The 21,247-nt window shown below is 72.9% G+C and carries 21 protein-coding genes and 1 pseudogene; 14 read left to right on the forward strand and 8 right to left on the reverse strand.

The genetic code is table 11. From position 1 onward, the window contains the following. The first annotated feature begins 6 nt into the window (after nucleotides 1-6). The 7 genes from BLU42_RS09820 (at nucleotide 7) to BLU42_RS09850 (ending at nucleotide 9,095) form a co-directional block, all read left to right on the forward strand. The gene (locus BLU42_RS09820; RefSeq protein ID WP_091074276.1) at nucleotides 7-1,212 is read left to right on the forward strand and encodes a PucR family transcriptional regulator; all 1,206 of its coding nucleotides are present in this window, start codon (nucleotides 7-9) and stop codon (nucleotides 1,210-1,212) included. A gap of 41 nt (nucleotides 1,213-1,253) precedes the next feature. Further along, complete coding sequence (locus tag BLU42_RS09825; protein ID WP_091074277.1) at nucleotides 1,254-3,413, forward strand: beta-galactosidase; 2,160 nt, start codon at nucleotides 1,254-1,256, stop codon at nucleotides 3,411-3,413. 164 nt (nucleotides 3,414-3,577) lie between these two features. Continuing rightward, on the forward strand, nucleotides 3,578-4,798 hold the full coding sequence (locus BLU42_RS09830; RefSeq protein ID WP_091074278.1) for an acyltransferase domain-containing protein: 1,221 nt from the start codon (nucleotides 3,578-3,580) through the stop codon (nucleotides 4,796-4,798). After that, complete coding sequence (locus BLU42_RS09835) at nucleotides 4,795-5,865, forward strand: beta-ketoacyl-ACP synthase III (protein ID WP_197680791.1); 1,071 nt, start codon at nucleotides 4,795-4,797, stop codon at nucleotides 5,863-5,865. Before BLU42_RS09830 ends, BLU42_RS09835 begins: the two co-directional genes overlap by 4 nt. Nucleotides 5,866-5,940: 75 nt before the next feature. After that, nucleotides 5,941-6,186, forward strand: a complete 246-nt coding sequence (locus BLU42_RS09840) for an acyl carrier protein (protein WP_091074280.1) — start codon at nucleotides 5,941-5,943, stop codon at nucleotides 6,184-6,186. Between the two features lie 163 nt (nucleotides 6,187-6,349). After that, nucleotides 6,350-7,624 carry a beta-ketoacyl-[acyl-carrier-protein] synthase family protein gene (locus tag BLU42_RS09845; protein WP_091074281.1) on the forward strand — a complete coding sequence of 425 codons (1,275 nt, stop codon included), beginning with the start codon at nucleotides 6,350-6,352 and terminating at the stop codon, nucleotides 7,622-7,624. Between the two features lie 28 nt (nucleotides 7,625-7,652). Next, the gene (locus BLU42_RS09850) at nucleotides 7,653-9,095 is read left to right on the forward strand and encodes an acyl-CoA carboxylase subunit beta (RefSeq protein WP_091074282.1); all 1,443 of its coding nucleotides are present in this window, start codon (nucleotides 7,653-7,655) and stop codon (nucleotides 9,093-9,095) included. A 229-nt stretch (nucleotides 9,096-9,324) separates the two neighbouring features. On the opposite strand, the gene BLU42_RS09855 is transcribed toward BLU42_RS09850, so the two are convergent. Next, nucleotides 9,325-9,774: a hypothetical protein gene (locus BLU42_RS09855; RefSeq protein ID WP_197680699.1), complete on the reverse strand. Its 450-nt coding sequence runs from the start codon at nucleotides 9,772-9,774 to the stop codon at nucleotides 9,325-9,327. Beyond that, complete coding sequence (locus BLU42_RS09860) at nucleotides 9,767-10,666, reverse strand: helix-turn-helix transcriptional regulator (protein ID WP_091074283.1); 900 nt, start codon at nucleotides 10,664-10,666, stop codon at nucleotides 9,767-9,769. The genes BLU42_RS09855 and BLU42_RS09860 overlap by 8 nt, the downstream gene beginning before the upstream one ends. A gap of 100 nt (nucleotides 10,667-10,766) precedes the next feature. On the opposite strand from BLU42_RS09860, the gene BLU42_RS09865 reads away from it, so the two are divergent. Continuing rightward, complete coding sequence (locus BLU42_RS09865) at nucleotides 10,767-11,489, forward strand: SDR family NAD(P)-dependent oxidoreductase (protein ID WP_172825779.1); 723 nt, start codon at nucleotides 10,767-10,769, stop codon at nucleotides 11,487-11,489. A gap of 102 nt (nucleotides 11,490-11,591) precedes the next feature. Here BLU42_RS09865 and BLU42_RS09870 read toward each other — a convergent pair whose 3' ends face one another. Next, nucleotides 11,592-11,996 carry a VOC family protein gene (locus BLU42_RS09870; protein ID WP_091074284.1) on the reverse strand — a complete coding sequence of 135 codons (405 nt, stop codon included), beginning with the start codon at nucleotides 11,994-11,996 and terminating at the stop codon, nucleotides 11,592-11,594. A 62-nt stretch (nucleotides 11,997-12,058) separates the two neighbouring features. Between BLU42_RS09870 and BLU42_RS09875 the strand changes: the two genes are divergently transcribed. Beyond that, complete coding sequence (locus BLU42_RS09875) at nucleotides 12,059-13,036, forward strand: helix-turn-helix transcriptional regulator (RefSeq protein ID WP_091074285.1); 978 nt, start codon at nucleotides 12,059-12,061, stop codon at nucleotides 13,034-13,036. Nucleotides 13,037-13,310: 274 nt separating this feature from the next. Further along, entirely contained in the window at nucleotides 13,311-13,856 is a 546-nt protein-coding gene (locus BLU42_RS09880; protein WP_157719914.1) for a hypothetical protein, read from the forward strand. 94 nt (nucleotides 13,857-13,950) lie between these two features. Here BLU42_RS09880 and BLU42_RS09885 read toward each other — a convergent pair whose 3' ends face one another. Then, nucleotides 13,951-14,154 (reverse strand): hypothetical protein, encoded by a 204-nt coding sequence (locus BLU42_RS09885; RefSeq protein WP_091074287.1) that lies wholly within the window; start codon nucleotides 14,152-14,154, stop codon nucleotides 13,951-13,953. A 236-nt stretch (nucleotides 14,155-14,390) separates the two neighbouring features. Between BLU42_RS09885 and BLU42_RS09890 the strand changes: the two are divergent. After that, nucleotides 14,391-14,754: pseudogene (locus BLU42_RS09890) on the forward strand (NUDIX hydrolase). A gap of 110 nt (nucleotides 14,755-14,864) precedes the next feature. Here the strand turns inward: BLU42_RS09890 and BLU42_RS09895 are convergent. Both BLU42_RS09895 and BLU42_RS09900 read right to left on the reverse strand, forming a co-directional pair. After that, a complete protein-coding gene (locus BLU42_RS09895; RefSeq protein ID WP_157719915.1) occupies nucleotides 14,865-15,188 on the reverse strand; it encodes a hypothetical protein in 324 nt (107 codons plus the stop codon). A gap of 176 nt (nucleotides 15,189-15,364) precedes the next feature. Then, nucleotides 15,365-16,009, reverse strand: coding sequence for a hypothetical protein (locus tag BLU42_RS09900; RefSeq protein WP_157719916.1), 645 nt, complete (start codon nucleotides 16,007-16,009; stop codon nucleotides 15,365-15,367). Between the two features lie 229 nt (nucleotides 16,010-16,238). On the opposite strand from BLU42_RS09900, the gene BLU42_RS20585 reads away from it, so the two are divergent. From BLU42_RS20585 to BLU42_RS09915, 3 genes are all read left to right on the forward strand, one after another. Then, nucleotides 16,239-16,448, forward strand: a complete 210-nt coding sequence (locus BLU42_RS20585) for a hypothetical protein (RefSeq protein ID WP_157719917.1) — start codon at nucleotides 16,239-16,241, stop codon at nucleotides 16,446-16,448. Nucleotides 16,449-16,691: 243 nt separating this feature from the next. Further along, complete coding sequence (locus BLU42_RS09910; protein WP_197680700.1) at nucleotides 16,692-17,708, forward strand: LysR family transcriptional regulator; 1,017 nt, start codon at nucleotides 16,692-16,694, stop codon at nucleotides 17,706-17,708. Next, complete coding sequence (locus BLU42_RS09915) at nucleotides 17,705-18,772, forward strand: sodium:calcium antiporter (RefSeq protein WP_091074292.1); 1,068 nt, start codon at nucleotides 17,705-17,707, stop codon at nucleotides 18,770-18,772. The genes BLU42_RS09910 and BLU42_RS09915 overlap by 4 nt, the downstream gene beginning before the upstream one ends. 130 nt (nucleotides 18,773-18,902) lie before the next feature. Here the strand turns inward: BLU42_RS09915 and BLU42_RS09920 are convergent, their stop codons facing one another. Further along, a complete protein-coding gene (locus BLU42_RS09920; RefSeq protein ID WP_231918542.1) occupies nucleotides 18,903-19,613 on the reverse strand; it encodes a response regulator in 711 nt (236 codons plus the stop codon). Further along, nucleotides 19,610-20,794, reverse strand: coding sequence for a sensor histidine kinase (locus BLU42_RS09925; RefSeq protein WP_091074293.1), 1,185 nt, complete (start codon nucleotides 20,792-20,794; stop codon nucleotides 19,610-19,612). Before BLU42_RS09925 ends, BLU42_RS09920 begins: the two co-directional genes overlap by 4 nt. Nucleotides 20,795-21,247: the final 453 nt, after the last annotated feature.

The raw sequence follows: 21,247 nt of genomic DNA on the forward strand, positions 1-21,247 counted from the left end.
GACCCTATGGCGGCGAGCACCCGGGGGATCACGAAGTCCCTGCTCCCCGCCCCCAAGTCCCGCGCGGCGATGGCCAAGCGCCTGTCCGGGGCCACCGCCGCGATGACGACCGCCACCGTCGCGGAGATGGAGGAGCGCCACCCGTGGTTCCGTGACCTCGACGCCGAGCACCGCTCGTGGGTCGGCGTGGTCGCCCGCGCCGGCATCGACGGCTTCGTCACCTGGTTCGCCGACCCCGACCCGCAGGCGGTGACGACGACCGACATCTTCGGCGCCGCCCCGCGCGCGCTGACCCGCAAGATCACGCTGTCGCAGACCGTCGAGCTCGTCCGCACGACGATCGACGTCGTCGAGGAGCAGATCGACGAGGTCGCCCCGCGCGGCGACCGGCCGGTGCTGCACGCGGCGATCGTCGGCTACAGCCGCGAGGTGGCCTTCGCCGCCGCGGAGATCTACGCGCGCGCCGCCGAGCTGCGCGGCGCCTGGGACGCCCGGCTCGAGGCGCTCGTCGTCGACGCGGTGCTGCGCGGCGAGACCGACGAGACCGTGCTGTCCCGGGCCTCGACGCTCGGCTGGCGCTCTTCCGGTGGCGTCGTGGTCGTGGTCGGGCCGGCGCCCGAGAGCGACGCGGGTCCCGCGGTGGAGTCGGTGCGGCGTACGGCGTCGGCGGCCGGGCTCGACATGCTCGGCGCCGTGCAGGGCGACCGGCTCGTGGTCGTCCTCGGCGGGGCCGGGCTGACCGAAGACGGCGCCGGGCGGAGCGTGGTGTCGAGGTTCGTCGACTGCTTCGGCGACGGACCCGTCGTGGTCGGCCCGCCGGTGGAGCACCTGATGGACGCCGCCGCCTCGACGCGCGAGGCCTTCTCCGGCTTCCGCGCCGCGCCGGCCTGGCCCGAGGCGCCGCGCCCGGTCGACGCCTCCGACCTGCTGCCCGAGCGGGCGCTCTCCGGCGACGGGCACGCGCGTCGCGCGCTCGCCCGCGACCTCTACGACCCGCTCGTCGCCGCCGGCGGCGGGCTGCTCGACACCCTGGTGACGTTCCTCGACCAGGGGCTGCAGGTGGAGGCCGCGGCCCGCGCCCTCTTCGTGCACGCGAACACCGTCCGCTACCGCCTGCGGCGCATCCACGAGGTGACGGGCTACTCCCCCACCGACCCGCGCGACGGCTACGCGCTGCGGCTGGCCCTGACCCTGGGCCGGCTGCGCCGCTGACCGCAGGCGCCACCCGAACCACGACGAGAGAGACGCGCCCCATGGCCCCACGCGAGACCCGCGAGCAGGTGCTGTTCGGCGCCGCGTACTACCACGAGTACCAGCCCAGCCCCCGGCTGGAGACCGACCTCGACCTCATGGTCGAGGCGGGCTTCACCGTCATCCGCGTCGGGGAGTCGGTGTGGACCACCTGGGAGCCCGAGGACGGGCAGTTCGACCTCGAGTGGCTGGCGCCGGTCCTCGACGGCGCGCACGCGCGCGGCATCTCGGTCGTCCTCGGCACCCCGACGTACGCGGTCCCGCCGTGGCTCGCCCGGCGCCACCCCGAGATCGCCGGCGAGTTCGCGAGCGGGCAGCGCACCCCGTGGGGCGGTCGCCAGGAGGTCGACTACTCCCACCCGGCGTTCCGCTTCCACGCCGAGCGCGTCGTCCGGGCGATCCTCGGCCGCTACGCCGGGCACCCGGCGGTGATCGGCTTCCAGGTCGACAACGAGCCGGGCCTGACCCTCTTCCACAACCACGGCGTGTTCGAGCGGTTCGTCGACGAGCTCCGGCACCGCTACGGCACCGTCGAGGCGCTCAACGAGGCGTGGGGCCTCGTCTACTGGTCGCACCGGCTCAGCACCTGGGCCGACCTGTGGCACCCCGACGGCAACTACCAGCCGCAGTACGACCTCGCCTGGCGACGGTTCCAGGCCCGGCTGACCACCGAGTTCATCGCGTGGCAGGCCGGCATCGCCCGCGAGTACGCCCGCGACGACCAGTTCGTCACCACCTGCATCGCCTACGAGCGCCCCGGCGTCGACGACGTCGGCCTCACCCGCGCCCTCGACGTGACGGCGGGCAACCCGTACTACGCGATGCAGGACGCGCTGGCCGTCCCCAGCACCGAGCGCCGCCCGCAGGGCTGGGCCACGGCCGGGGCCTGGACCCTCTTCCTCAGCGCCGACCGGATGTACGCCAGCAAGCAGGCGCCGTTCCTCGTCACCGAGACCAACGCGGGCGCCATCGGCGGCCCGGCCTCGAACTTCCCCGCGTACGACGGGCAATGGCGCCAGGCCGCATGGGCCTTCGTGGCGCGCGGGGCGGAGATGATCGAGTACTGGCACTGGCACACGACCCACTTCGGCACCGAGACCTACTGGGTCGGGATCCTGCCGCACGACCAGCAGCCGGGGCGGGTCTACGCCGAGCTCAGCCGCCTCGGGGCCGACCTCCGGGCGGCCGGTCGGCACGTCCTCGGCCTGCGCCCTGACGCGCGGGTCGGTCTCCTCTACTCGGCGGCCTCCAAGTGGGGCCTCGCCTTCCAGGCGCCGTTCAGCGTGGTGCCCGGCGTCGCGTCGTCGCCGGCGGACCACGACCAGCGCTCCTACCACCGCATCTTCGACGCCTTCTACCGCGGCACGTTCGACGCCGGCACCCCGGCCCGCCTGGTGCACGACACCCAGCTGGTCGACGAGGACGGCGCGACGCTGCTCGACCCGGCGGGGCTCGCGGAGGAGCTGCCCGTGCTCGTGGTCCCCGCGCTGCTCGTGGCGCAGGACGCGCTGCTCGACTGGCTCCGGGCGTACGCGGCCGCCGGCGGCCACCTCGTGCTCGGGCCGCGGACCGCCTACGGCGACGACGAGGGCCGGGCCCGGACCGACGTGAAGCCGGGGCGCCTCGCCGAGGCGGCCGGCGTCCGCTACCAGGAGTTCTCCAACCTCACCGACCCGCTGCCGGTGGTCGCGGAGAGCGACGCGTTCGACCTCGCCGACGGTGCGGCCGGCACCGACTGGGTCGACGGGCTGGTCGGCGAGGGCGCCAAGGTGGTGCTGGGCTACGAGCACCCGCACTTCGGCCGCTTCCCCGCGGTCGTCACGAACGACCACGGGCAGGGGCGCATCACCACGGTGGGCACGCTGCCCAGCCCCACGCTCGCCGCCGACCTGGTGCGCTGGCTGGTCGGGGCCGCCGGGACCTCTGAGGACCCGTGGGCCGGGCGACCCGCGTCGACCACGGTGCACTCCGCGACCAATACCGCCGGCGGCCGCGTCCACGTGGTGCACAACTGGGGCTGGGAGCCGGTCACGGTCGACCTGCCGACGCCGATGCTGGACGTCCTGGTCGAGGGCTCCTCCGAGCGCCTGACCAGCGTCCGGCTCGGCGGGTGGGACGTCCGCGTGCTCCGCGAGCCGGGGTCCGAGGACCGCCTGCTCTGAGGCGGACCGGGACGGCGTGGCCGCGCCGGTGACCCGGGTCTCGGCAACACACCGGCGGCGCTGTCGTACGGGTCACACGATTGTGGGAACCGAACAAGAGGACGTCCGAAGATTCGTGGTGTCCCTGCGCGACTTTCACCCCGAGGTCACGAAAGAGTAACCACGTGCTGGCCATCGTCGCGCCCGGTCAGGGCGCACAGACCCCGGGGTTCCTCGGACCCTGGGTCAAAGAGTCGTCCTTCTCCACCCGCCTCACCTGGCTGAGCGCCGTGAGCGGTCTCGACCTCGAGCACTACGGCGTCCACGCCGACGCCGAGACGATCCGGGACACCGCCGTCGCGCAGCCGCTGCTGGTCGCCGCGGGGCTGCTCGCGGCCCTCGAGCTCTTCCCGCACCCGGCGGACGCGTACCCCCTGGTGGGTGTGGCCGCAGGTCACTCGGTGGGTGAGATCACCGCCGCGGCAGGCGTGGGCGTCCTCTCCGCCGAGTCCGCGATGGTCTTCGTCCGCGAGCGCGGCCGCGCCATGGCCGCCGCCAGCGCCGCCCGGCCGACCTCGATGACCGCGGTCGTCGGCGGCCAGCCGGACGAGGTGCTCGCCGCCCTCGAGGCCCAGGGACTCACCGCCGCGAACCACAACGGCACCGGTCAGGTCGTCGCCGCCGGCACCGTCGAGCAGCTCGCCGCGCTCGCCGAGCACCCCCCGACGCGGGCCCGGCTCGTCCCGCTCAGCGTCGCCGGCGCCTTCCACACCGTGCACATGGAGCCCGCCGTGGACCGTCTCGGGCAGCTCGCCCCGGCGATCTCGGCGCGCGACCCGCGCACGCGCCTCTTGTCGAACCTCGACGGTCAGGTCGTCCACGACGGCCGCGAGGTCCTGCGCCGCCTGGTGGGCCAGGTCGCCTCCCCGGTGCGCTGGGACCTGTGCCTCGCGGCCATGGCCGACCTCGGCGTCACGGGCCTGCTCGAGCTGCCGCCGGCCGGCACGCTGACCGGCATCGCCAAGCGCAACCTCAAGGGCGTCGAGCTCTTCGCGCTCAACACCCCCGACCAGACCGGCGAGGCGATGGAGTTCATCCGCCGCCACGGCGCCCAGCCCGGGTCGTCCACGCCGATCAACGGCAACCCGACCTGGCGCCTCGTCGTCTCCCCGGGCAAGGGCCTCTTCACCCGCACCGAGGACGTCGAGGCCGGCATGCTGCTGCCCGCCGACAGCACCGTCGGCCTGGTGCGCAACCGCCGCGACGAGATCCCCGCGAGCGCCCCGTACGGCGGCATCGTCGTGGAGTGGCTCGTCGAGGACGGCGACCCGGTCTCCCCCGGCCAGCCGCTGCTGCGCCTGCACCCGACCGTGGAGTCCTCCGACGCGACCGAGGTGACCCGCTGATGGCGCTCAAGACGTCGACAGGCGCGCAGTTCGCCAAGATCATGGGCGTCGGCGGCTACCGCCCGCGGCGTGTGGTCGACAACGCCGAGATCGTCACCTACATCGACTCCTCCGACGAGTGGATCCGTACGCGGTCCGGCATCGTCGAGCGCCGCTGGGCCTCCGAGGACGAGACCATCCAGATGATGTCGGTCTCCGCGGCGCGCAAGGCGATCGAGCGGGCGGGCATCGAGCCGGGCCAGGTCGACACGGTGATCGTCTCGACGGTCACGCACCTGTCGCAGACCCCGGCCATCGCCACCACGATCGCCAACGAGCTCGGGGCCAAGGGCGCGGCGGCCTTCGACATCTCGGCGGCCTGCGCCGGCTTCTGCTACATGGTCGCCATGGCCGACGCGCTCGTCCGCGCGGGCTCGTCGAAGTACGTCGTGATCATCGGCGTCGAGCGCCTCACCGACCTGACCGACATCCACGACCGGTCGACGGCGTTCATCTTCGCCGACGGCGCCGGTGCCGCCGTGATCGGCCCGAGCGACGTCCCGGCCATCGGCCCGGTCGTTTGGGGCTCCGACGGCGACCAGGCCGACCTGATCACCCAGACCCAGCCCTGGGACACCGCGATCCCCCGCCACGAGCGCGGCGGGCACGACCCGGTCGCGCAGGCGGCGGCCGCTGCGGACGGGGTCGACGACCCGCAAGCCACGGCCACCTGGCCGGTCCTGCGCATGAACGGCAACCCGGTCTTCAAGTGGGCCTCCTACGCGATGGCCAAGACCGCGGCCGAGGCCATGGACGCGGCGGGCGTGCAGCCCGACGAGCTCGAGGTCTTCATCCCGCACCAGGCGAACAACCGCATCACCGACGCGATGTTCCGGGCGCTCAAGCTGCCCGAGGGCGTCGTCATCGCCCGCGACATCATCAACCACGGCAACACCTCCGCGGCCTCGGTGCCGCTGGCCATGGAGACGCTGCTCGAGTCCGGCGAGGCGAAGCCCGGCCAGACCGCGCTGATCATCGGCTTCGGCGCCGGCCTCGTCTACGCCGGCCAGGTCATCACCCTGCCCTGATCCCGACCGGACCAGCGCACCCCAGTTCACCCGCACGACCCGAGATCCACCCGAGAAGAAGGAGCGCTCAGCGCGATGCCCACCACCGAAGAGGTCCGTTCCGACCTGGCCGAGATCGTCAACGAGGTTGCCGGCGTGCCCGTCGACGACGTCCAGCTCGACAAGTCGTTCACCGACGACCTGGACGTGGACTCGCTGTCGATGGTCGAGATCATCTACGCCTGCGAGGAGAAGTTCGGCGTCTCGATCCCCGACGAGGAGTCCAAGAACCTCAAGACCGTGGGCGACGCCGTCGCCTACATCGAGCGCGCCGCGAACTGACTCATGAGGGGGGACGACCCCCCTCGCCCCCCGCTGAGTTCCACTCGCTAGCGCTCGCGGAACTCGGTGCCGGTGTGGGGGGGCGCCCCCCACCCGGGGGGCGACTCCCCACCCCCGGTCTCCGGAGACCGCACCACTCGCACCGAACCACCAGGAGTCCTTGATGTCCCGCACCCGTGTCGTCGTCACCGGCATCGGCGCCACCACCCCGCTCGGCGGGACCGCGCCCGAGACGTGGGCCGCGCTGCTCGAGGGGCGCTCCGGCGTACGCCGCATCCCGGACTCCTTCCCCGACGACCTCGCGACCAAGATCGCGGCACCCGTCGCGGTCGACCCGTCCGAGGTCCTGGAGCGCGTCGAGGCCCGACGGCTGGACCGATCGGCCCAGCTCGGTGTCGTCGCGGCCATGGAGGCCTGGGCGGACGCCGGCTACGGGCTCAAGGACGACAACCCGGTCGACCGCCAGCGCCTCGCCGTGGCGATCGGGACCGGCATCGGCGGCCTGCACACCCTGCTCGGGCAGTGGGACACCCAGAGGGAGAAGGGCGCCCGCCGGGTCAGCCCGCTGGCCATCCCCATGCTCATGGCCAACGCCACCGCGGCCAACATCGGGCTCCGACTCGGCGCGCAGGCGCCCGTCAGCACGGCCGTGTCGGCCTGCGCCTCCAGCAACGAGTCGATCGCGCTCGGCCTGGACCTGATCCGGCTCGGCCGCGCCGACGTCGTCCTGGTCGGCGGCACCGAGGCGTGCATCCACCCGATGCCCATGGCGTCGTTCGCGCAGATGCAGGCGATGAGCCGGCGCAACGACGAGCCCGAGCGCGCTTCGCGCCCCTGGGACGTCGACCGCGACGGCTTCGTCCTCGGCGAGGGCGCCGCGATGCTCGTCATCGAGACCCTCGAGCACGCCCAGGCCCGCGGCGCCCGGATCTACGGCGAGCTCGCCGGCGCCGGCATCACCGCCGACGCGCACGACATGGTCCAGCCGAACCCGGCCGGCGACACCCAGGCCCGCGCCATCACGTACGCGCTGCGCGAGGCCGAGCTGTCCGCCTCCGACATCGCGCACGTGAACGCGCACGCCACGTCGACCCCGACCGGCGACATGACCGAGATCAGCTCGATCCACCAGGCGCTCGGCGACTCCACCGAGGCGATCGTCACCGGCACCAAGTCGATGACCGGCCACCTGCTCGGCGGGGCCGGTGCGCTCGAGACGATGGCCACGCTGCTCGCGCTCTACCACCGCCAGGTACCGCCGACGATCAACCTCGACAACCCCGAGCCGGCGCTCGACGCCGACGTCGCCACCAAGGTCCGCGACCTGCCCACGGGCGACCTCGCCGCGATCAACAACTCCTTCGGGTTCGGCGGCCACAACGTGGCCGTCGCGCTCACCAACGCCTTCGCAACCCCGGCCACCCCGGCCGCCCGCTAGTCCACGCCCGACCCTCAGGAGGGCCACCATGACCACCACCGCCGCACCCCCGGCCGCCGCCGCTGCTCCCAAGAAGGAGAAGCTCCCCCGCGCGCTCGACCCGCGCAACCCCAACCACCGCCTGGCCGCGCTGCTGGACGAGGGGTCCGTCGAGCTGATCACGCCCGACGACGACTCGGGCATGCTCGCCGCCGTCGGGACGATCAACGGCTCGCGCGTGGTCGCCTTCTGCTCCGACGCGACCGTCATGGGCGGCGCGATGGGCATGCAGGGCTGCGACGTCGTGGTGCAGGCGTACGAGCGGGCGATGCGCGACCGCGTACCGGTCCTGGGGATCTGGCACTCCGGCGGCGCGCGCCTGGCCGAGGGCGTCCTGTCCCTGCACGCCGTCGGGCGGATCTTCCACGCGATGACGCAGGCCTCGGGCAAGATCCCGCAGATCTCGATCGTGCTCGGCTTCGCGGCCGGCGGCGCGGCGTACGGGCCCGCGCTCACCGACCTCGTGATCCTCGCCCCCGAGGGCCGGATCTTCGTGACCGGGCCCGACGTGGTCCGCTCCGTCACCGGCGAGGACGTCGACATGCTCCGCCTCGGCGGGCCCGACACCCACGGCCGCCGCTCCGGCGTCGTGCACCTGGTCGCCGACGACGAGGCCGACGCGCTGGCCCAGGGCCGCGCGCTCACCACGCTGCTCGCCGACCAGGGCGCCACCGCCAAGGAGGTCGCCGACACCGACCTCGCCGCGCTGCTGCCCGAGTCGCCCAAGCGCGCCTACGACGTGCACCCGCTGATCAACGGCGTCCTCGACGAGGGCTCGACGGTCGAGCTGCACGCCCGCTGGGCACCGAACGTCACCATCGCGCTCGGCCGCCTCGGCGGCCGCACGGTCGGTGTCGTGGCCAACAACCCGCTGCGCCTCGGCGGCTGCCTCGACTCCCTCAGCGCGGAGAAGGCGGCGCGGTTCGTCCGCATGTGCGACACCTTCGGCGTGCCGCTCGTCGTGCTGGTCGACGTCCCGGGCTACCTCCCCGGTGTCGGCCAGGAGTGGGACGGTGTGGTCCGCCGCGGCGCCAAGCTGCTGCACGCGTTCGCCGAGGCGACGGTCCCGCGCGTCACGCTGGTGACCCGCAAGGCGTACGGCGGCGCGTACATCGCCATGAACGCCCGCTCGCTCGGCGCGACGAAGGTCTTCGCCTGGCCGGGCGCCGAGGTCGCCGTCATGGGCCCGGTCGCGGCCGTGCGGATCCTGCACCGGCGCAAGCTCGCCGCGGTCGCCGAGGACGTGCGCCCGCAGCTCGAGGCCGAGCTGGCCGCCGAGCACGAGCGCATCGCCGGCGGCGTGGAGAAGGCCGTGGAGATCGGTGTGGTCGACGAGATCGTCACCCCGCAGGTCACCCGCTCGGCCCTCGCCACCGCGATCCGCGAGGCCGACACGGGCACGCGCGGGGACCACACGAACATCCCGCTGTAGGTCCGGTCGTCGCGCCACCGTTCGGGCGCCTCACCGCGGGGTCTTCCTCCTTCGCCCGCAGCCGGTCGTGGCAGCCGCTGCCGCGATCCAGGCGTCGGCTGCTCGCTCTCTCGTCCAGACCCCGCGGGCGCCCTCTCTCCCGGCGCGACGACCTCAGGTCCGCTCCCTGCCCCCGAGGTCTCGTGTCCGGTGCAGAGCGCTGCCCTGACGCTCAGGGAACCTGCCGGACTCAGCCGGCGGCGCGGCGGACGAGGTCCCGGAGCCGGCGCTCGACCTCGTCGGTGACCTCGAGGATGGCGTACGACACGGGCCAGGACGGGCCGTCGTCGAGGTGGGCGTCCTCGCTGAAGCTGACCATGCCGTAGCGGGTGCCGAACTTGGACCCGGGCTGGTAGTAGACGACGACCTTGCCGTCGCGGGCGTAGGACGGGAAGCCGTACCAGGTCTTCGGGTCGAGCTGGGGCGCCTCCTCCGCGACGATCGCGTGGAGCCGCTGCGCGACCAGCTGGTCTGTCCCGGCGAGCGCGGCGATGGCGTCGGTGCAGGCCTGCGCCTCGCGCTCCTTCCTGGCCGCGCCCTTCGGGGCCTTCGCCTGCTCGCGCAGCTCGCCCGCGCGCTGCTTCATGGCGGCGCGCTCGGCGTCGCTGAAGCCCTCCTCCGCACCTCGTTCGTCAGCCACCCGCGTTCTCCTCCTCGACGCTCCCCGGTCGGGCAACATCGTGCACCGCCTCATCGGTCGAGGGCCACCCCTCGGCCTGCGTCGTCCCGAGGGTCCGCAGGAGGTCGAAGCGCGAGGCGTCCTCGCTCCCCGGCACGGCGGTGTACGCGACCACGCGCAGGTCGGTGCCCGCGGCGGTGAAGACGTCGCAGTCCAGGGTCAGCGGCCCGACGACCGGGTGGTCGAACGTCTTCGGCTCGGAGCGGTGCTCGACGATCGTGGCCTCGGCCCAGAGCGTGGCGAAGGTCGCGCTCGCCCGGGTCAGGTGCGCCACGAGCTCGTCCACGCCGCGGTCGTCGGGGTAGCGGATCGACGCCCGGCGCAGGTCCGACACCAGCGCCCGCTGGAAGCGGAGCTCGTCCTCGGGCTCGCGCAGCACCCGGACGCCGGTGCCCGTGAACGCCTGCGCGACGAGGTTGCGACCCGGCACCGCGGGGCCCAGCAGCGCCGACCAGGCGTCGTTGGCGACGAGCAGCGTCCAGGTCGCGGTGTAGACGCCGATCGCCACGTCCGGCAGGCGCGCGAGCAGGCGCTGCACGCTGCCCGGGATGTGCGTCGGGACGAGTCCGGAGGACGGCGCCGCCAGGCCGGCCGCGGCGTAGAGCTGGTCGCGCTCCGGGTCGGACAGCTGCAGCACCCGGGCCAGCGACGCCACGACCTGCGCGGAGGGCCGTTCGGCCCGCCCCTGCTCGAGGCGGACCAGGTAGTCGACCGACAGGCCGGCGAGCAGCGCGACCTCCTCGCGGCGCAGGCCCCGCGTACGCCGTCGTCCGGCGGGGAAGCCGACGGCCGCGGGCTGCAGGCGGTCGCGCCACGCGCGCAGCAGCCCGGCGAGGTCGCTCGTGGTCGTCACCCCACCAGTTTGACCCGCGCCGCGGGCGCTGGGTGGTACCGCGGTTCCCAGGGTCGAGCGCTCCTACCCGTCTTCTCCACGGGACGCGCAGGGTGGACGCATGACCAGCCAGCACCCGACCACCCAGACCACGACCACCCTGATCACCGGCGGCAACAAGGGCCTCGGCCGCGAGACCGCGCGTCGGCTGAAGGAGCACGGCCACCACGTCGTCATCGGCGCCCGCGACGCGGCGCGCGGCGCCCGGGCCGCCGAGGAGCTCGGCGTCGACTGGGTCGAGCTCGACGTCACCTCCGACGCCTCCGTCGCCGCGGCCGCGCGCGAGGTCGAGGAGCGCTTCGGCGGCCTCGACGTCCTCGTGAACAATGCCGGCATCGCCGGGCCGTCGACCGCCGTCGACCAGGTGGACGCCGCCGCGATCACCGCCGTCCTCGACACGAACACGGTCTCCGCGGTGCGGACGATCCACGCCTTCCTCCCCCAGCTGCGCCGCTCGGCCAACCCCGTGGTCGTCAACGTCAGCAGCGGGCTCGGCTCGTTCGCCGTACGGGCCGACACCTCGCGCATCGAGAGCCAGGTCCCCTCGCTCGCCTACTCCGCGAGCAAGGCCGCGATGAACATGATCACGACGGTCTACGCCCAGTTCCTGCCCGAGCTGCGCGTCAACGTCGTCGACCCCGGCTACACCGCCACCGAGCTGAACGGGAACTCGGGCCCGCAGACCGTCACCGAGGGCACCGACGCGGTCGTGGCCATGGCGACCGTCGGCCCCGACGGCCCCACCGGGACCTTCACCGACCGGCACGGGGTCGTCGCCTGGTGAGCTCGGACCTGTCCCGCAGGAGCCGTCGCGCTGAGCCGGTCCTGCTGGTCGGCGTCGGGCGGACGGCGTGTGGACGTCCGTCCCTGGAGGGGCGCGGCCAGGTCAGCGGCTGAAGCGGGCGAACTTCTCCCGTGCTGCATCGGTGGCGGGGGTGAAGACGTTGACGAGGGTGCCGTCGGGGTCGCGCACCAGCAGGGAGCGGTTCCCCCAGGGCATGTACGTCGGGGCCTGCACCACCTCGGCCCAGCCGCTGACCTCGGCGTGCACCACGTCCACGTCCTCGGCGATCAGCTCCACGATCGCCGAGCGGTTCGCGGCCGGCTCCGCCGAGCCCGGCCCGAAGAGCCCGACGGTCCGGGTGCTGCCGATCGCGATGGTGCCGTTCGGGGTCCGCAGCTCGGCGAAGTCGGGTGTCGGCCGGTCGACGGACGCGCCGGTCAGGCGTGTGTAGAAGTCGACGAGGCGGTCGACGTGGTCGGTGATGAGCCGGACGGAGATGAGGTTCATGACGGCGACGCTAGGACCGGTACCGGACACTTCCGGCCCGGTATCCCGGCTACGTTTCGGCGGTGGCTCGACCGACCGCCCGTGTCCTGGCCCTCCTGGAGATCCTGCAGTCGGGCGGGGTGTGGAAGACCGCCGACCTCGCCGGACGCCTCGACGTCGACGCGCGCACCGTCCGGCGTTACGTGGCGCACCTGCTCGATCTCGAGGTGCCGGTCGAGTCGGTCCGGGGGACGTACGGCGGGTACCGGCTCATGCCCGGCTACCGGGTCCCACCGCTCATGCTGACCAGCGACGAGGCGCTCGCCGTGCTGCTGGGCCTGCTCGCGCGAGACACGGGGGCCGAGGGCGGTGCGGCCGACTCCGCCGCCCAGACCGCGGCCGGCAAGGTGCGCCGGGTGCTCCCCCGACACCTCGCCGCGCGGATGGACTCGCTGCTCGAGGTCGCCGACCTGAGTCCCGGCCACACCGCACCACCGGACGAGGCCCAGGTTCTCCTGCTCGTCGCCGAGGCGACGCGCGACCGGCGGCCGTTGAGGATCGAGCACGTCCGCGACGGCCAGGTCCGTCGACGGACCGTGGAGCCGTACGGCCTGGTGGCGCACCGCGACCGCTGGTACCTGTGCGGCGCCGACTCGCTCAGCGGAGAGGTCCGGACCTTCCGCCTCGACCGGGTGGACCGCGTGCAGCTCGGCGAGGGGACGTTCGACCCTCCCGACCAGCTCGACGTGCGGTCGTTGGTGCTCGAGGGGCTGGTCGCCACGCCGTGGCGTCTCCGCGTCGCGGTGCGTGTCCGCGCCACGCCGGACGAGGTTGGCGCGCTCCTGCCTCCGGGCCTCGCGGTGGTGGCTCCCGCCGAGGAGACGGGCTGGGTGCGCGTACGGATGCGTGTCGAGAGCCTGGGTTGGGTGCCCGGAGTGCTCGTGTCCCTCGCTGCCGACCTCGACACCGACGTCGTCGTCGAGGAGCCGGGCGAGCTACGCGAACGGGTGCACGCCCTGGCCCGACGCCTGCTGGACCCGCCGATCGCGCCCGGTACCTGATCGAGCAGCGTCCTGCTCGACGGGACGCCCGACGTCGGACGTGTCAGCGCACCCCGCCCTCTTCACGAAGGTCGACGCTCGACGCACTCTGCACGAGTGTGGGCAGCACCCTCCTGCTGTCGCCGTCGTGGCGGTTGGTGCTCCTTGATGCACGACCAGGTCGCAGCACCTCGTGCGTTCCAGGCATCGGTGGCTCTCCGGCACGACGGCGGATCTCGTGTGCCCGGTGGTCGAACCGCTCTCGCAAAGCGCGGACCCGCCCTAGGTTGCTGTCGTGTTCGTCCCCGTCAGGAGACCGACGGTGCCGCCGATCGAGTGGCGGCACGCCCTGCCCCGCTTGGTGGCGTCGTTCTTGCTGGTTCTCGCCTCGCTGCTCTGCTTCCACCTGGCAACCGGTCGACCCCCCGAGTCCGCTGCCAGCGAGTCGCTCGTCCAGAGCGTGCTGCTCGCCGCCGGCACGACCTTCTTCGGCATCTGGGAGCGGCGCGATCGCTACCGCGCCGCTGACCGACACCTGTCGATGGAGCAACGCGTCCAGGCGCTGGCGGCCAGCCAGCGCGGACCCGTCCCGACGGACGAAGCGGTACGGCGCGAGGCCGAGCGACTGGCACGTCTGTCGTACGAGGCGGCGATCAAGGGCATCGCCGCGCAGGCCATCCTGGGTGCCGGTGCTCTGGTCTTGGCCGTGCTGGCTCTCCTGACCTCACCGTGGTGGTGGGGCGACGCTGTGGCCGCCGCTGCCCTGGCGATCCTGTCGATGCGCGAGCTACGACGATCGCGCTCGAGGACGCTGCTGCTGATGACGCCGGCGGACAGGTGACACCACGAGCAAGCCGCACCGACCTCGGACCGCAGCCCGACCGTGCTCCCGCACGAGGGTCGGCGGGTTCAGCCCGGCGTCGCGCGGGCCGGGGTCAATGACTCTCGCGCCGGCGCTCGGCCCTGCTCCGGTGCACCTGGATGAAGACCAGGAGGAAGGTCAAGGCCGGGAGGTACGACTCGTACACGTAGCGAGGCAGTACGGCCTCAGCCACCAGGAACCCGGCGACGAGCAGGGCGATCGTGGCCCCCGCACCGATCAGGAGCGTCGACGTACTGACGTCGGCGTCGCTGTCCACCAGTGGAGCATCCCACCGACGACGGCTCCTCGGGGCGTGAACGGCGACCAGGGCCTGCGACCGCCTGACCGACGTCGGGGTCGTTCTCGATCGGTGAGCGCACGGTCGCTGCCGTCTCGTCCGACGGTCACTCGCGGTCACCGACCTCGAAGCCCGGGGTGAAGCGGCGTCGGTGGTCTACTGCGTCGGTGACGGAGACGGTAGCGATCGTGGCGCTGATCGCACACGGACGCGTGATGCTCGGCCACCGTCACCCTGCGAGACGTTGGTACCCCGACTGCTGGGACCTCTTCGGCGGACACGTCGAACCGGGTGAATCGCCCGAACAGGCGGCACGACGAGTGCCGCGAGGAGATCAGCGTCGACGTGCTCGACCTTGAGTCCATCGACGCTCCCGACGACGACCCCGCCGTCGTCGCCCACGCGTTCCTGACCAGACGCTGGATCGGACGACCGATCAACGCGGAAGCGGACGAGCACGATGCCATCGGCTGGTTCACCGCGGACGAACTGCCGCGGCTGCGCCTCGCCCAGCCCTCCTACCTCCGGTGGCTCACCGACGTGCTCGAGCGAGAGCCACCGCTCGAGCCGACTCCGTGACGCCGCAGCAGACCCTCGCGTGCGACGACGTCGCGGTCACCGTCTCGTCCTCGTCGGGAGGCCGGCTGCGAGCTCCGCTCGAGGGTCGCCGATGGAGGGCCTGGGTCTCCTCACCAGCTGTCCTGGAGCTCCTCAGCACCGCGCGGGCGCGGGTCCTGCTCGACGAACAGGAGGAGCTCGACGCCGTCTGCGCTGCGCCAGAGCTCTCCGACCATGATCGTCGGGACCCTGCTCGTGCCCTCGTGGCCGCCCAGGCCGGCCGCAGTGATCATGCGCGCCTTGACGTCCCGCCTGAAGCGCTCAGGACGGACGACCGCAGGAGGCGAGGAGCACTCCTGGACCACGAACCTCGTCCCCGCCCGGACGAGGCGTTCCGCATCGGACGGCTCGACCCAGTTGCTGACGCGGGTCCAGGAGTGCCCGGTGTCGTCCACGAGCGATCCGTCCGCCGCATACCCGAGGCCGCGAAGCACGAGCACCAGTGAACACCGCGTCGGAGGCCCCGGGCAGTCCTCCGTGCGGGCAAGGGGGATGTCCGTCGGTCTGCGGTCGAGCGCGACGTGGGGACACCGCCGGATCGGCGAGGGTGCCCACGAGCCGTACCTGTCCGTCACGGCGACGCTTCGGATGCCCCCTGGTCAGGTCTGGGGGTGGCGGCTCCGTCGGGAGCAGGGGTCGCGGTCCGTTCGAGGAAGGCCTCGGCCTTCTTGTCGGTCGTCGCTCGCCAGCTGACGACGCAGGCCGCGACCAGGAAGACGATCATGATGATCGCCAGCACCCGGAGGACCTGGCCGAACACCGGCCCGGTCACCGGCTCCAGGCTCGGAGGCAACAGCACGACGCCCACGAAGAACACCACCAGGCTGACCGCGGCGAGCCTGCCCACGACGGTGGAGCGGCGCAGCGACACCCTGTGCTCCGCGAGCTGACGCAGACGGGCCACCTCATCGGGTCCGTACGGCTCGACGCCGTCGATCTGCCGAGCAGCACGACGAGCGCGCCGGAACCCGGACCCCGCTCCGGGGAGCGGCCTCAGCGGCCGTGACCAGGACGACCAGTCCCGGAACTCCGCCGCCTGGCAGAAGAAGACGCCGCCCAGACCGAGCCCCTTGAGCAGCCCGCCGGCCGCTGACGCCAGCACTGCTCGACGAGCAGGTCCAGCCGGGGCAGCGCTCAACCCCGACGCCTGCATCGCAGCGTCGACGACCGAGACACCACCGATCAGCACTCCGAACGCCACGATCGCGATCCGCACCGTCCACCGCGCTCTGACACTCATGCGTTCGACCTCACGGTTCTCGGCCGGTCTGGGGCACACCTCGACACGGAGAACGATCCTCTGCCCTGTGATCGAGGCCCCGCTGGTGCTTCGCATCATTCCTCAGCATTCCTCGCGACACGAGCCTCACGACGAGCCGGAGAAGGTCACGTGTCGGACCGCCGACCGGCTCGGCTCGGCTCGGAGTGCGGTAGGACTGGCGGGTGTGCGGCTGAAGCTGGTCAGGCGTCGGCGGGACGAGATGGTGCGCACTCGCCGGTGGTCGCTGGTGCTCTTCTCGGTGCTGCCCGGCGTGTACGCCTTCCTGGCCATCACCCAGGAGCAGTGGTGGTGGTGGCTGGCGGAGGTGGTGTTCCTCGCCTTCCTGGCGTACCTCGTGACCCGGCCGCGTCGAACGACGACTCGCGGTCCTTAGCCCGCCGACGACCGGGCCTCGCTGACTGCTCGGGACGACGTCGGCGTCCGTCGCCGCTCGACGCCGTGAGGCAGCTGGCCCACGACGAGTTGCTGCGCACGCGGACCGTTGCGCGTCTCCTGGATCGGGTCAGGGGGGGTGGTCGTGATCGACCGTGCGTGCGTCACCTGAGCCCACGGTGAGCAAACATCCGAGCTGCCGATGGGGTCATCACCTACGTCGATGGGCCCTAGAGTCTTCGCCATGCGCCGCCTGCCCGACCTGGACTCGTTGCAGCTGCTGATGGCGATCGGGGTGCACGGCAGCCTGTCGGAGGCCGGGCGGCAGCACGGGCTCGGGCAGCCGGCGGTGACGGCACGGCTGCGGGCGATGGAGCGTCAGGTCGGGATGAAGCTGGTCGAACGCACACCACGCGGTTCCCGGCTGACCAGTGCCGGCGTGCTCGTGGCCGACTGGGCACGGGAGACGATGGCGTCGGCGTCCTCGCTCGACGCCGGGCTGTCGGCGCTGCGGGACGGAGGCGGCAGCCGGCTCACGATCGCCTCGAGCAAGACCGTCGCCGAGCACCTGGTCCCCGGGTGGCTGGCCGGGCTCGCCCGTCGCCACCCCGGTGCCACCATGCGGCTGGAGTCGATGGACTCCGAGGACGTCCCCGACGCCCTCGCGGCCGGGACGGCGGACGTCGGGTTCGTCGAGGGCCACGAGGCCTCCTCGAGCCTCAGCGACCGCGAGGTGGGGCGTGACGTCCTGCTGCTCGTGGTCAGCACCAGTCATCCCTGGGCCGAGCGCCACCCGCGCCGCGTCTCGCGGACCGAGCTGGCCCGGACCAGGCTCATCGACCGCGGACCCGGGTCGGCGCCTCGGCTCGCCCTGGACCACGCCCTGCGTGACGTCGGGGTTCCCCGTCCCGAACCGCTCGCCGAGCTGCCGACCAACCACGCGGTGGTGGAGGCGGTGATCGGAGGCTGGGGCCCGGCGGTGCTCAGCGACCTGGCCGTCGGCGTCGAGCTCGCCGCCGGCACCCTGGTCGAGGTCGACGTCGAAGGCCCCCCGCTGCGTCGACGTCTCCGGGCGTTGTGGCGCGACGACCAGCCGCTGGCTCCGCTGGCGGCCGAGCTCGTCGAACGCGCCGCGCAGCACCACGCGCGCGCGAGCCGGCGCCACCACCAGACGTTCTCCCACCCGCACCCGGAGCCGACGCTCGTCGGCGGCATCCGGTCCGCGGCCTCGGTGGAGCCCGAAGGCGCACTCGCCCGATGAGCGCCCTGCCTCTGTGGGCCCTCATCGGCCTGTTCGTCGTGGCCGCCGTCGTCGTCTGGTTCGCCGGGATCCAGCTGTCCAAGACGACCGACGTCCTCGACACCCGCTTCCACCTCGGCAGCGCGCTCGGCGGGCTGATCGTGCTCGCCGTCGCCACGAACCTGCCCGAGCTCGCCATCACCGTCAGCGCCGCGATCAGCGGGAACATCTCCGTCGCGGTCGGCAACATCCTCGGCGGCATCGCCCTGCAGACCGTCGTGCTGGTCGTCCTCGACCGCTTCGGCAAGCGCGGCAAGGACGTCAAGCCCCTCACCTACCGCGCCGCGTCGCTGACCCTCGTCGTCGAGGCCCTCGTCGTCGTCGCCGTCCTCACCGTCGTCGTCGCCGGCAGCCAGCTGCCCTCCGACCTCACCTTCGCCCGCCTCACCCCCGGCGTGGTCCTCATCGCCGTCGTCTGGCTGGTCGGCCTCCTCCTGGTCCGCCGCTCCGGGTCGCACCTGCCCTGGCACGAGGACGGCCGCGCGCCCGACAGCTCACCGCACCCCCAGGGCCACCGGCGCCGCAAGCCCGCGCACCACCAGGAGCACCAGAAGCACTCCACCGGCCGTACGGTGCTGGTGTTCGCCGTCGCGGCCCTGCTCACCCTGGGCGCCGGCGTCGTCCTCGAACGCACCGGCGACGCCGCCGCCTCGCAGGTCGGGCTCGACGGCGTGCTGTTCGGTGCCACGGTGCTCGCCCTCGCGACCTCCCTGCCCGAGATCTCGACCGGCCTGCAGTCGATCCGCCAGGGGGACGACAACCTCGCCGTCAGCGACATCTTCGGCGGCAACGCCTTCCTGCCCGTGCTGTTCCTCGTCGCCGCCCTGCTCTCCGGCAAGGCCGTGCTCCCCCAGGCCAACAGCAGCGACATCTACCTCACCGCCATCGCCATGCTCCTGACCCTCGTCTACACGACCGGCCTGATCTTCCGGCCGCAGCGGCGGGTGCTCGGCATGGGTGTCGACTCCCTCGCCGTGCTCGTGCTGTACGCGCTCGGCGTCGTCGGACTCGTCGGCATCAGCTGAACCCGGTCGCCCTCCCCAGCGCCACACCGCAGCCGTCGCGACCGGCGTCGGTCGAGCGCTGGTCGGCGGGAGGGACCGCTGTCGCGCCGGTGCCCGTGAGGTCGCTGCCCCGAGCATCGGGCGCTCGGGCTCAGGGCGAGCCGCCGGGCCGTGGATCGACCCGGCCTGCTTCGTAGGCGTAGATGACCAGGCCCGCTCGGTTGGTGCACCCGGTCTTGCTCAGCAGGTGGTTGACGTGGGTCTTCACCGTGGCCAGGGAGATGCTCAACCGCTCGGCGATCTGGTTGTTGTCGAGTCCCTGGGCGATCTCGTCCAGGATCTCGCACTCACGGGCGGTGAGGCCGGGAAGTGGGGCGGGAGCGCGTTCCGCCGCCTGTGCGGTCCCGAAGCCGGAGCCGGCGGTCAGCATCTCCAGGAGCTTGCGCTGCACCCCGGGGTCGAGCTGGGCTCGCCCGGTCGCGACCGCCATGATGGCGCTCCTGATCTCGGTGGCTCCGACGTCCTTGGTCAGGAAGCCCAACGCGCCGGCGCGCAGCGCCGAGAACACCCACTCGTCCTCGTCGTACGTCGTCATGACGACCACGCGGGCTCGGCTGCCTCGCGCCCGCATCTCCGTGATCGTGTCGATGCCGTTCCGGACCGGCATCTTCAGGTCCATCAGGACGACGTCAGGGTCGTGATCGGCGATCTGACGCAGGGCGTCGTCACCGTCCACCGCTGCGCCCACGACCTCCAGGTCGTCCAGCAGTCCGAGCATCATGCTCAGCCCCTCCCGGATCACCTGCTGGTCGTCCACGACCAGCACCCGGACGGGAGCCGGAACCGCATCGGTCCCGCTCACGGGCGAGCCGCCTGACCGCTGGTCGGCCGCAGTGCCGGCAGCGGCAGGGTCAGCTCGACCCTCCAGCCGCCCGCGCAGGGCCCCGCCTGGAGCGCTCCCCCGCACAGGCCGGCCCGCTCGCGAAGACCGGCCAGACCGTGACCGCCCTCGGGCGCAGGGGCGGCGACCGTCCCGCCGTCGTCGCGGACCTCGACCGTCAGCACCTGAGCAGTCCACCGCAGGAGCACGTCGACGGTGGCATCGGGCCCGGCGTGCTTGGCCGCGTTGGTCAGCGACTCCTGGACGGTGCGGTAGACGACGAGGTCGAGCTCGGCCGGCAGGTCCACCGGGAGCCCGCTCTCCTCCGCGGTGATGGCGAGGTGGGTGGTGCGTCGCGTCAGCTCGATCAGCGAGGGGAGCTGCCGGACCCCGTACGGGGTGTCGTCGCGCAGCGTCACCACGGCCCGACGGGCGTTGACCAGGCCGTCCCGGGTCAGCTGGTGGGAGGTGGCGAGGTGGTCGATCAGCCGCGGGTCGGCGTGCACGTGCTCGGCCAGCATGCGCGCGGCTTCCAGCTGGATCGCGAGCCCGGACAACGTGTGGGCCAGGACGTCGTGCAGCTCGCGGGCCAGGCGCGCGCGCTCGGCCAGCACCGCGGCCTCGTTCTGGGCGACGCGGGTGGCCCGCTCCTGGGCGTGGAGCGCCTGGACGCGCAGCGCGGCGTCGCGGTTGGCGCCGGCGAACCTGGTGGCGACGAACACGAAGGCGACGCCGATGCCGCTGCCGACGGCGGCGCTGACGGGCTCCGGCGAGACCGATGCTTCCGCTGCGACCAGACCGGCGCCCACCAGACCTGCGACCAACCCGGCCGCCAGGCCCCGGCGTCGCAACCCGATCGCGGCCACGGCCATGTAGCAGAGCACGTAACCGGGCCCCGAGGAGTGGATCGCGTCCAGGCCCGCCCCGCAGACGCCGGTGACCGCCAGGCACGGAAGGATCCAGCCCGGCTCTTCCGTCGTCCACAGGGTGGCGCTCCAGCTGACGAGACCGACGACCGTGAGGACCACGACCGACGTCGCCGCTGCTCTCCCCGACGGCAGGCCGACCGCCGCCGTCACCACCCCGACGACCGCGGTGCAGACCCAGCCGATCGTGATGAACACACGCGCGAACTCCCCACCGCGCAGGCTCTCGACCGTCACCGACCCAGACGCTGTCACAGTCCTGATCCGCTGCCGGGAGAAGGAGGTGGGCCGGCACGGGCCGCCGGGCGAAGGCTGCTCGTCATCACCCGTCGTGGTGACCGGCACCCGAGGAGGTGCTCCACACGGGCGATGCGGTCGAGACGCCGCCGCCGGCCTGGACCGGGCGGCGGCGTCTCGAGAGCGGAACGGTTGCTGGTCGGTGCCGGGACGGTCCCCCCTCGCGCCACGGACACCGATCCTGCGACAACCACTCCTGCGGAGATCAGCCGGAGCAACCGCGGCAGCGAGAGCTCGTCGATCATCCGAGTCCTCTCCTGCTGGTTGCCTGACAGCTCCACGCCACTCCCCCCCCGGATGGCGTGAAGCCAGATCCCCGTCGGGAAAGAGTCTGTCGTGGAGCTGACCGCGGATCGTCAACCGCACCGTTGATCTTTCCGGGTCGTCGCTCAA

The organism is Microlunatus sagamiharensis (assembly GCF_900105785.1).
GTDB classification, from domain to species: Bacteria; Actinomycetota; Actinomycetes; order Propionibacteriales; family Propionibacteriaceae; genus Microlunatus; species Microlunatus sagamiharensis.